This window comes from Xanthobacter sp. BG11Y11_SDJG (genome assembly GCF_057364445.1).
The window spans coordinates 1-9,979 of sequence record NZ_JBNFNU010000140.1 but is presented as its reverse complement, the minus strand read 5'-3'; the positions used below and the strand labels follow the sequence as shown (position 1 = coordinate 9,979).

The 9,979-nt window shown below is 69.0% G+C and carries 10 protein-coding genes and 2 pseudogenes; 4 read left to right on the top strand and 8 right to left on the bottom strand.

Annotated features, from left to right (window positions below):
- Positions 1 to 51 precede the first annotated feature (51 nt).
- The 4 genes and pseudogenes from AC2W7M_RS13015 to AC2W7M_RS13000 all read left to right on the top strand — a co-directional run bounded on the left by AC2W7M_RS13015 (position 52) and on the right by AC2W7M_RS13000 (position 1,878).
- Positions 52 to 483: a zinc-binding dehydrogenase gene (locus AC2W7M_RS13015; RefSeq protein ID WP_486132711.1), complete on the top strand. Its 432-nt coding sequence runs from the start codon at positions 52 to 54 to the stop codon at positions 481 to 483.
- Positions 480 to 887 (top strand): annotated as a pseudogene (locus AC2W7M_RS13010) (enoyl-CoA hydratase/isomerase family protein); the annotation flags it as partial. The gene AC2W7M_RS13015 and the pseudogene AC2W7M_RS13010, both read left to right, overlap by 4 nt.
- Positions 832 to 1,284 (top strand): enoyl-CoA hydratase/isomerase family protein, encoded by a 453-nt coding sequence (locus AC2W7M_RS13005; protein ID WP_486132710.1) that lies wholly within the window; start codon positions 832 to 834, stop codon positions 1,282 to 1,284. The pseudogene AC2W7M_RS13010 and the gene AC2W7M_RS13005, both read left to right, overlap by 56 nt.
- A gap of 165 nt (positions 1,285 to 1,449) precedes the next feature.
- Positions 1,450 to 1,878 (top strand): Rieske (2Fe-2S) protein, encoded by a 429-nt coding sequence (locus AC2W7M_RS13000; protein ID WP_486132709.1) that lies wholly within the window; start codon positions 1,450 to 1,452, stop codon positions 1,876 to 1,878.
- Between the two features lie 6 nt (positions 1,879 to 1,884).
- On the opposite strand, the gene AC2W7M_RS12995 is transcribed toward AC2W7M_RS13000, so the two are convergent.
- From AC2W7M_RS12995 to AC2W7M_RS12960, 8 genes and pseudogenes are all read right to left on the bottom strand, one after another.
- Positions 1,885 to 2,577 carry a glutathione S-transferase family protein gene (locus AC2W7M_RS12995; protein ID WP_486132708.1) on the bottom strand — a complete coding sequence of 231 codons (693 nt, stop codon included), beginning with the start codon at positions 2,575 to 2,577 and terminating at the stop codon, positions 1,885 to 1,887.
- 84 nt (positions 2,578 to 2,661) lie between these two features.
- Positions 2,662 to 3,054 (bottom strand): type II toxin-antitoxin system death-on-curing family toxin, encoded by a 393-nt coding sequence (locus AC2W7M_RS12990; protein WP_486132707.1) that lies wholly within the window; start codon positions 3,052 to 3,054, stop codon positions 2,662 to 2,664.
- A 1-nt stretch (position 3,055) separates the two neighbouring features.
- The gene (locus tag AC2W7M_RS12985; protein WP_486132706.1) at positions 3,056 to 3,280 is read right to left on the bottom strand and encodes an AbrB/MazE/SpoVT family DNA-binding domain-containing protein; all 225 of its coding nucleotides are present in this window, start codon (positions 3,278 to 3,280) and stop codon (positions 3,056 to 3,058) included.
- A 145-nt stretch (positions 3,281 to 3,425) separates the two neighbouring features.
- Positions 3,426 to 4,010 (bottom strand): TY-Chap domain-containing protein, encoded by a 585-nt coding sequence (locus AC2W7M_RS12980; RefSeq protein WP_486132705.1) that lies wholly within the window; start codon positions 4,008 to 4,010, stop codon positions 3,426 to 3,428.
- 84 nt (positions 4,011 to 4,094) lie between these two features.
- Positions 4,095 to 7,819: pseudogene (locus AC2W7M_RS12975) on the bottom strand (vitamin B12-dependent ribonucleotide reductase).
- 474 nt (positions 7,820 to 8,293) lie between these two features.
- Positions 8,294 to 9,004, bottom strand: a complete 711-nt coding sequence (locus AC2W7M_RS12970; RefSeq protein WP_486132704.1) for a GntR family transcriptional regulator — start codon at positions 9,002 to 9,004, stop codon at positions 8,294 to 8,296.
- Positions 9,005 to 9,056: 52 nt separating this feature from the next.
- On the bottom strand, positions 9,057 to 9,446 hold the full coding sequence (gene hpxZ, locus AC2W7M_RS12965; protein ID WP_486132712.1) for an oxalurate catabolism protein HpxZ: 390 nt from the start codon (positions 9,444 to 9,446) through the stop codon (positions 9,057 to 9,059).
- Positions 9,447 to 9,471: 25 nt separating this feature from the next.
- Positions 9,472 to 9,979: amidase family protein (locus AC2W7M_RS12960; RefSeq protein ID WP_486132703.1), on the bottom strand; the 508-nt coding region annotated here is incomplete at its 5' end.

Genomic DNA, 9,979 nt, shown 5'->3' with positions numbered 1-9,979 from the left:
AGTCGGCGCGCGTGATCGCCGCCACCAGCGACGAGCGCGGGCGCGGTCGCCGTGGCGGCGGGCGCCCACGCCGCGCTCACCTATGGCGAGGCGTTCCGCGAACGCTTCCAGGCCCTCAATGAAGGGCGCGACGCGGACGTGATCGTCGATCCCGTGGGCGGCGCCTTCGCCGAAGCCGCCGCGAACCTTCTGGACTGGGACGGGCGCTATGTGGTGATCGGCTTTGCCGGCGGCACGGTGCCGAGCTTTGCCGCCAACCGGCTTCTGGTGAAGAACCGCGCGGTGCTCGGCCTCTCGCTCGGCCATTATCGCTGGCGCAAGCCGCACGTGCTCGCTAGATCGGCGGAGCGCGTGCTGGCGGCGATCGCCGGCGGCGCCCTCGACGGGCCGCTCACCATCGTGGACGGCCTCGGCGCGGTGCCCGAGATTCTCGGCCGCATCGCCGCCCGCCAGCAGTTGGGAAAGGCCGTGGTGCGCCTATGACGACCGGGACGACGACCGAAGGGCACGCGGACGATCTGGTGCTCACCGAGCGGCGCGGCGCCGTGCTCCTCCTCACCCTCAACGAGCCGAAGCGCCGCAACGCGCTCTCCCTCGGCCTGCGCGAGGCGCTGCACGACCGCCTCGCCGAGGGCATGGAGGATGCCGCCGTGCGCGCCATCGTGCTCACGGGGGCCGGCGGCACCTTCTGCGCCGGCGGCGACATCTCCATCATGAAGCCGGGCGCGGGCATCGCCAGCCGCGACCGGGTGGAGCGGCTCCAGCGCATCACGCGCCTTCTGGTCGGCGGGCCGAAGGTGGTGGTGGCGGCGGTGGAGGGCCACGCGGCCGGTGCCGGCCTCGGCCTCGCGGCGGCGTGCGACATCGTCGTGGCGGCCGAGACCGCCCAGTTCGTTCAGCGCCTTCGGCCGCATCGGCCTGATGCCCGACATGGGCGCGCTGTGGACCCTGCCGTGGCGCATGGGTCCGGCGCCGACCCGGCGCATGGTGTTCCTCGGCCAGGCCTTCTCCGGCGCCGAGGCGGCCGGAAACGGGCTGGCCGACATCGCCTGCCCGGCCGGCACAGCGCTGGCGGTGGCGCTGGCGCGGGCGCAGGAGATCGCCGACGGGCCGACGCGCGCCTTCGGCCTCGCCAAATCCATGCTGGCGCGCCACCCGGCTACACTCGACACCTTCCTGCGCGCGGAGGCGGACGGCCAGGGTCTGCTCTTCACCTCCGACGATTTCGCGGAGGGGCAGAAGGCCTTCTTCGAGAAGCGCGCGCCTGCCTTCAAGGGCACCTGAGGGCGTTCCAGGCGCCGTGTCGCAAGCCCGACACGGCGATCCCGCGACAGTGCGGAAGCCCGGCCGACGCATGCAGCCACGGTGCTGGCGCGCATATTGCCTGAGCCATGAGCGAGGGCCGCCCGCCCGCCGGCGCGGCCCGACCGCGCGCGGAAAGGCTGCCCCATGACCGAACTCTTCGCCATCTGCTCCACCTGGGAGGTGGATGACGGCAGCGCCCGCGGCTTCGTGCTGGCGAAGCGCGACGCGGCCGGCGCCATCGTGCGCTGGCCCATCCTCGTCACCCGCAAGGGCAACAATTTCTACGGCTTCGAGAATGCCTGCCCGCACGAGGGCGGCCGGCTCGACACCGTGCCCGGCGAATTCCTGGACGAGGAGGGCAACTTCCTCACCTGCGGCAAGCACAACGCCCAGTTCGACCTCGACACCGGCCACTGCTTCATCGGCCCCTGCCAGGGCCAGGCGCTCACGGCGATCCCGCTGATCATCGACGACGGCGACATCTGCCTCACCGGCGTCGACCTTGCCGACGAGGACGGCATGGACATCGAGGATCCGAACGCGGTGCCCGAGGTGATGATCACGGGCGATTGACGGCGCTCAGAGCGAGACGGCGTCGTGGATGGCGCGGCAATGGCGCACGAGGTTCGCGTTGGCGTCCACGAACGCCTTCAGGGGCGTCGGGATATCGTAGAAGAAGATGTTGGCGATGAAGCCGTAGATGGCCGCATCCAGGCTGGTGGGCGCCGGGCCGAACACGAAGCCCTCGGCCGGCACAAGGCGCGCCAGCACGCCGAGGTCCTTCAGGCCGCGCGCATAGGCATCGGGCGGATCGTAGCGGCCGATGCCCTGGAAATGGTAGCGCTTGGCGTTGAACTCCTTCGCCGCAAGGAGGTCTTCGTCGGTCAGGCGCGGGTGCTCGCGCTTCAGCGCCGCGGCGAACAGCGGCCAGAAGGCCTCGTCCTTCCAGCGCGAATAGGACATCACCCAATAAAGGTCGTCCAGCAGCCGCAGGACGAGTAGCGCCATGTCGCGCTGGGCGGGGGTGAGGCCAGCGTCGAGCGTCACGCCGTACTTGCGCGTCGCATGAGCGATGATGGCCTCGCTGTCGCCGATCCGCGCGCCGTCGTCGGTGGCATAAGGCAGCTGGGCGCGCGGCGCCTGCGAGGCGTCGAACAGGTGCTCGTGCACGAACGGCACGCCGGCGAGCCTCAGGAAGGCATAGACCTTCAGCCCGTAGCCATTGTTGTCGGCGACGCCGAAGAGCGAGGGGTAGGAATAGAGGGTGAGCATGGGGGCGCTTGGGTTCGGAGCAGTGGGGCGAAGGATGGCCGGACCGGGCGGAAAATCCTAGACGTCAATGTCGGGCCGCGGGACTTAGGAGGCAACCGCTTGCATTGCGGCGCGCAACCGGTCGGCGAGAGCGGCCTCTTCGATCTCGCCCGACGCCAGAGCCAGCCAAAGCGTCACGGTCTCTGCATCGTCCATTGCGAGGCGAAACCCGTTGAGATCGAGAAAAAGTTCGGTGATGACGAACGAGGTCCGCTTATTGCCATCGACGAAGGGATGATTGCCGCAAAGGCCGAACGCATAGGCCGCTGCAAGTGCCGCCAAGTCCGGTTCTCCGTAGGACAGCAACTGGCGCGGGCGGGCGAGCGCGGATTCAAGCCCGCCTTCGTCGCGGATGCCGCTCGCGCCCCCATGCTCCGCCAATTGCTCGCTATGCACCGCGAGCAGCACCGCCTTGCTGATCCAGCGCGGCTCCCGCACCTTATTTCGCGAGTTCGCGCAAGGCATTGCGCCGCCGCTTCATGATCCGGCGGGCGGCCTCCATCTGCTCCTCGAACTCGGGATCGTAGGGCGTGATCCTATAGCCGTCGGGTGTCTCCGTGAGATAGAGCGTATCGCCCTGCCCCACCTTCAGCCGCTGGAGCACTTCCTTAGGGATCACCGCCCCGATCGAGTTTCCCACCTTGGCGAGCTTCAATGCGACCATGACGACCCTCGTCGCGAGCCGTTCGTATGAACGCATGTATGTACACCGAGCGTAAAGACCAAAGCAATGGATCGTCCGCTTGGTCCGGGCCGTCGGTGGGCCGGGGCAAGGACGCGCTCCGGCACGGGCGCCGCGGAGAACGAGCTTATCCGGTGGCCGCCTTCGCACGCTGCGCCGCGCCGATGATCAGGCAGGCGAGCGGGCGCGGACCGAGTTCCGCGGCCAGCGGCGCCTTAAATTCGAGGTCGAGCGGGTGGCGGGCGCCGTAAATGTCATAGAGGAGTTCCAGCAGCAGAACCGATGTGCTGACGAGCGCGGTCTCGAGGTCATCGCCCGCTTCGCTCATGCGCTGGAAATTTCCTGCGGTGCCGCCTTGCTCGAACCCCTCCTGCGTCAGGCGGCGCACCTGGTCCGGCTGGAGCTGCAGCGCCCTTTGAGGCCCAGAGAGGCCGGAGGCCACCTCGCACAGGATCTGACTGTCCCCCGCCAGCAGCATGCACTGCACGTAGCTCTGCGCGCGCCCCTTCACGGATGCCACAAGGAAGCGATCCTGCGCCGCCGGATGCTGATGGATCGTCCACAGACGCATCATGAACTCGCACAGGCCGGCCTTGATGAACGCTTCGCGGTCCATCGCCCGGGCGTCGTCGCTTTGCATCAACGCGGCCAGGAGCGTGAGAGAGCGCACCGCGCCTTTGAGGCGATGGCCGAATGATTTCAACGCCAGCATGCCCCGCCCCCGGATCGCGCCGAAACAAAAGTTCACTCTTTGTTCTTATAAAGACAACCCATCAAAGATGGGTTGTCAAGGCTCTCAGCTACACCCGGTCGTGCTCCCGCACGTGTCGCACTTCAGGCACGTGCCGTTGCGCACGAGCGTGAAGTTCATGCACTCGGGGCAGGCCTCGCCCTCATAGCCCTTGGCGCGGGCTTCGGCCCTCGCCTCGGCCTTGCGGGCGGAGGCGGACCAGGGGAGCGACTTCTCCATCAGCTCTCCACCGCCGCCTCGATCTCCTCCGGTTCGGGGGCGGGATCGAGCAATTGGGTGGTCTCGCTCTTGAGCGCGGTCGCGCCGTCGGTCCAGGCGCGCAGCACGGTGACGTTGTCGCCCGCCCCGCGCGGCTCGCCGCCCGGCTGGGTCGCAAGCAGGCTCACGGTCTTGCCGCGCACCAGGCCCTTGGAGACCACGCGCGCCGCCGGATTGGCCGGCGCCTTGCCCTCGTCCACGCCCTTGCCGAGGGCGTCGAAGCCGGTCTCGGTCAGGTCCACATGGCCGAGGTCGCTGCGGCCGAGATAGCTCACCGCCAGTTCGCGGAACACGTAGTCCAGCATGGAGGTGGCGTACTTGATGGTGTCGTTGCCCTGCACCGGGCCCGCCGGCTCGAAGCGGGTGAAGGTGAAGGCGTCCACATACTCCTCCAGCGGCACGCCGTACTGGAGGCCCAGCGAGATGGCGATGGCGAAGTTGTTGAGCAGCGAGCGGAGCGCCGCGCCCTCCTTGTGCATGTCGATGAAGATCTCGCCGAGGCGGCCGTCATCGTATTCGCCGGTGCGCAGATAGACCTTGTGGCCGCCCACCACCGCCTTCTGGGTGTAGCCCTTGCGGCGGTCGGGCATCTTCTCGCGCTCGCGCACCCGGTGCTCGACGATGCGCTCCACCACCCGCTCGACGATCTTCTCGGTGACGGCGGCGGCGCGCGCCGCGTTCGGCTGGGCCACCAGCGCCTCGACCTGATCGTCCTCGTCCTCGTCGTCCGCCACCAATTGGGCGTTGAGCGGCTGGGAGAGCTTGGAGCCGTCGCGATAGAGCGCGTTGGCCTTCAGCGCCAGGCGCCAGGAGAGGAGATAGGCCGCCTTGCAGTCGTCGACGCTCGCCTCGTTAGGCATGTTGATGGTCTTGGAGATGGCGCCCGAGATGAAGGGCTGCGCCGCCGCCATCATGTGGATGTGGCTTTCCACCGAGAGATAGCGCTTGCCGATGCGCCCGCACGGCGAGGCGCAGTCGAACACCGGCAGGTGCTCGCGCTTCAGATGCGGGGCGCCCTCCAGGGTCATGGCGCCGCAGACGTGCACGTTCGCGGCCTCGATCTCGCTCTTGGCGAAGCCGAGGAAGGCGAGCAGGTCGAACTTCGGGTTCGCCAGTTCCTCCGCCGGCACCTTGAGCGCCGAAGCCAGGAACTCCTCGCCGAAGGTCCAGCGGTTGAAGGCGAACTTGATGTCGAAGGCGGTCTTCACCGCCGCTTCCGCCTTCTGGATCGCCTGATCGTCGAAGCCCTTGGCGCGCAGGGTCGTGTGGTTGATGCCGGGCGCCTGGGCGAGCGAGCCGTGGCCCACCGCATAGGCCTCGATCTCGGCGATCTCGGCCTCGCCGTAGCCGAGCGCGCGCAGCGCCTCCGGCACGGCGCGGTTGATGATCTTGAAGTAGCCGCCACCGGCCAGCTTCTTGAACTTCACCAGCGCGAAGTCGGGCTCGATGCCGGTGGTGTCGCAGTCCATCACGAGGCCGATGGTGCCCGTGGGGGCGATCACCGAGACCTGGGCGTTGCGGTAGCCGTGCGCCTCGCCGAGTTCCAGCGCCTTGTCCCACGCCGCGGTGGCGGCGGCGACCAGGCGCGCGTCCGGGCAGGAGGCGTGGTCGAGCGGCACCGGGGCGACGGACAGCGCCTCGTAGCCCTCCGCAAGGCCGTGGGCGGCGCGGCGGTGGTTGCGGATCACGCGCAGCATGGTCTCGGCATTGGCGCCGTGGGCCGGGAACGGGCCCAGCTCCTTCGCCATCTCGGCGGAGGTGGCGTAGCACACGCCGGTCATGATGGCGCTGAGCGCGCCGCAGATGGCGCGGCCCTGCGGCGAATCGTAGGGGATGCCGGACGACATCAGCAGCCCGCCGATGTTCGCATAGCCGAGGCCCAGCGTGCGGTACTCGTAGGACAGCTCGGCGATGCGGCGCGAGGGGAACTGCGCCATCAGCACGGAGATTTCCAGCACCACGGTCCACAGCCGCACGGCGTGCTCATAGCTCGCCACGTCGAACTGCTTGTCGGCATCCCGGAACTGGAGAAGGTTCAGGGAGGCGAGATTGCAGGCCGTGTCGTCCAGGAACATGTATTCCGAGCACGGATTGGAGGCGCGGATCTCGCCGCCCGCCGGGCAGGTGTGCCAGTCGTTCACCGTGGTGTGGAACTGGATGCCGGGGTCGGCGCAGTGCCAGGCGGCGGCGCCGATCTTCTCCCACAGCTCGCGCGCCTTCACGGTCTTCGCCAGCTTGCCGTCGGTGCGGCGGATCAGGTTCCAGTCCGCATCCGCCTCCACCGCGCGCAGGAAGTCGTCGGTGACGCGCACGGAATTGTTGGAGTTCTGGCCGGCGACCGTGATGTAGGCCTCGCCGTCCCAGTCGGTGTCGTAGATCGAGACGTCGATGTCCTTGTAGCCCTGGCGGGCATACTGGATCACCCGGCGGATGGCGGCGTCGGCGATCGCCACCTTGCGGGCAGCCTTGATCTCGCGCTTCAGCGCCGGGTTCTTCTCGGGATCGAAGCAGGCGTCGCCCTCGCCCTCGCAGTTCACGCAGGCCTTCATGATGGCCTTGAGGTGCTTGGCGTTGAGCTTGGAGCCGGTGACGAGCGCGGAGACCTTCTGCTCCTCGATCACCTTCCAGTCCACATAGGCCTCGATGTCCGGATGGTCGGCGTCCACCACCACCATCTTGGCGGCGCGGCGCGTGGTGCCGCCGGACTTGATGGCGCCCGCCGCGCGGTCGCCGATCTTGAGGAAGCTCATGAGGCCGCTCGAGCGCCCGCCGCCGGACAGCTTCTCGCCCTCGCCGCGCAGCGCCGAGAAGTTGGAGCCGGTGCCGGAGCCGTACTTGAACAGGCGCGCCTCGCGCACCCACAGGTCCATGATGCCGCCGTCATTCACCAGATCGTCGCTGACCGACTGGATGAAGCAGGCGTGCGGCTGCGGGTGCTCGTAGGCCGAGGTGGAGGCGGTGAGCTCGCCGGTCTTGTGGTCCACGTAGAAATGGCCCTGGCCCGGCCCGTCGATGCCGTAGGCCCAGTGCAGGCCGGTGTTGAACCATTGCGGCGAGTTGGGGGCCGCCATCTGCATGGCGAGCATGTAGCGGTGCTCGTCGAAGAACGCCTGGGCGTCGGCCTCGGTGTCGAAATACCCGCCCTTCCAGCCCCAATAGGTCCAGGTACCGGCGAGCCGGTCGAACACCTGCTTAGCGGAGGTCTCGCCGACGAGGCGCTCCTTCTCCGGCAGCGCGGCGAGCGCGGCCGCGTCGGGCACCGAGCGCCACAGGAAGGAGGGAACGGAATTCTCCTCCACCTTCTTGAGGCGCGCGGGCACGCCGGCCTTGCGGAAATACTTCTGCGCAAGGATGTCGGAGGCCACCTGCGAGAATTGCGCAGGCACCTCGATGCCCTCCTGGCGGAACACCACGGAGCCATCGGGATTCCTGATCTCGCTCACGGTCTCGCGGAAGGGGATGTCCGCGTAGGGGGAACGACCCTCTTGCGTGTAGCGGCGTTCGACGCGCATGACCGGTGCTCCTTCGGCTCGCCCCCCGCACGGGACGGGCAATGTAACAAGTGAATATGGCGGCCGTGACGAGGCCACGACGCGACGGGACTGCGGGTACAGCGCCGCGCGCCGTCCCGGGACAAGGACCGCAGTGTTCGGAAGAACGGGGCGTCCTCTTCCGGCCTTCGGCCGATCGGGAATGCCCGCCGCTCAGGAGATGAACGCTAGAGCGAGTCTCAGCCTTCCGTCAAACACTGTTTCGCCTTGATCTAGGGTCGGCAGGTGCCGTTACCCACTATATATGGTGCGCGCCCGCCCGTTAATAAACCCCTAACGGCCTTGGCTTTCCGCCCGTTGCCGGCTCCATGACGCTCCGATCACGGCCCGTGGGAGGGCGCAAGATCATCACCATCATCCACAGCTTGGGGACGGCGCGGCGTGTGCATCCGCGGCACGCCGGTGCCATCGATCGCACGCCGGTCCGCGCACGCCTCACACGCTCTCGGCGTAGCGCTCGTAGGCCACTTCGACGGTGTTGATGTGGGCGCGCATGGCGGTGGCGGCCTCGGCCTTGTCGCCGCGCAGGATCGCGCTCACCACCCGGTCGTGCTCCAGATAGGAGAGCGCGAGGCGGCCCAGATTGCGGAACTGGGCGCGGCGGAAGGGCTGGAGCCGCGCCCGCGTCGCCAGCGTCAGTTCGCTCAGATAGTCGTTGTGGGCGCCGGCATAGAGCGTGGTGTGGAAGCGCTCGTTCAGCACCGTGTAGCCGGCCTGGTCGCCGCGCCGGGTCAGGTCGGCCAATTCGGCGTGGATCGCCTGGAGGTGGGCGCGCTCGGTGGGCGTCATGTGCACCGCGCTGAGGCCGGCGCACAGCGCCTCCAGCTCCGCCATCACGTCGAACATGCCGCGCAGCCGCTCGAGCGAGGGCTGGGCGACGAGGGCGCTGCGATGGGGCCGCGCCTCCACCAGCCCGGAGGCGGCGAGATCGCGAATCGCCTCGCGCACCGGGGTGCGGGACACGCCGTAGCGCTTGGCGATGTCCACCTCCTCCAGCGCCGTGCCCGGCGCGAGGCGGCCGCGCACGATGTCGTCGGCGATCTGCAGGCGCAGTTCCTCGGTGCGCGTCACCGCGCGCCGCGCCCCGCGCCTGCGGCGCGGCGCCGAAGCGCCCTCAGTGGCGGCGGATGACGATGCAAGGCTCATGGATCAAGACGCTACCGGGATTCTGCAACAGGGTAAAAGTCTGCAATCGCCCCTAAGGGCTGCCCGCCGGCAGCGCCGAGACATGGGCCGCCACCACGCGCCAGCCCTCGGCAAAGCGCACCCAGGTCTGCTGCTGGCGGCCGACGCGCCCGCCGTCGCTCTCGCGCCGGAACATGGTCGAGGCCACGGCGAAGTCGCGGCCGAACGTGGTGATGACGGTGCGCTCCAGCGTCCGGGCAAGCCCCGCCGCGCTGCGCCCCTTGCGGAAGGCGCGGATCTCCTCGATGCCGTAGAGATTCTCCCCGCCGCCATAGCGGACGGTGCGGGGGTCGGCCCGGAAGAAGCCGTCCAGCGCCTCCACGTCGTTGGCGACCAGAGCCGCCTCGTAGCCCGCGAAGGCCGCCTCCACCTCCGCCTTCACCTCGGGAATGTCGATCTCCACATCGCTCTCCTTCACAGCGCCGCCACTACAGCGCCGCCACTCTTGCGGCAGCCGCGCCCGCATCCTGAAGCGCCTTGGCGACGCGCAAGGCGAGGTCCTCCCGCCAGGGCGGGGCGATCACCTGGACGCCGAGCGGCAGGTGCGCCGAAGGCCCGTCGTCCAGCCACACCGGCGCCGCCACCACCGGCAGGCCGATGAACGAGATGGGCTGGGTGTAGAGCCCGAGGTTCGGGCGCACCAGCAAGGTCTCGCCGTCGAGCACGAAGGTCTTCTGGCCGATCTTCGGCGCCCGGCACGGGGTTGCCGGGGCGAGGATCACGTCGCAGGTGGCAAACAGCGCCAGCATCTCCTCCCGGAAGCGGCGGCGGAAGCGCTGGGCGGCGTCCACCCAGGCGGCGGGAATGGCAAGTCCCGCCAGCAGCCGGTCGCGCACCGCCGGGTCGAAATCGCCGGGCCGTTCGGCGAGGCGGCGCAGATGGAGGCTCGCCCCCTCGGCCGCCGTGGTCACATAGGCCGCGGCGCGGGGCACGGGC

Bases quoted from the DNA above. Each gene is read 5' to 3' on its own strand.
- AC2W7M_RS12995 (WP_486132708.1), bottom strand. From the start codon at position 2,577: ATGCTCACCCTCTATTCCTACCCCTCGCTCTTCGGCGTCGCCGACAAC.
- AC2W7M_RS13000 (WP_486132709.1), top strand. From the start codon at position 1,450: ATGACCGAACTCTTCGCCATCTGCTCCACCTGGGAGGTGGATGACGGC.
- AC2W7M_RS12980 (WP_486132705.1), bottom strand. From the start codon at position 4,010: ATGCTGGCGTTGAAATCATTCGGCCATCGCCTCAAAGGCGCGGTGCGC.
- AC2W7M_RS12970 (WP_486132704.1), bottom strand. From the start codon at position 9,004: ATGAGCCTTGCATCGTCATCCGCCGCCACTGAGGGCGCTTCGGCGCCG.
- AC2W7M_RS12985 (WP_486132706.1), bottom strand. From the start codon at position 3,280: ATGGTCGCATTGAAGCTCGCCAAGGTGGGAAACTCGATCGGGGCGGTG.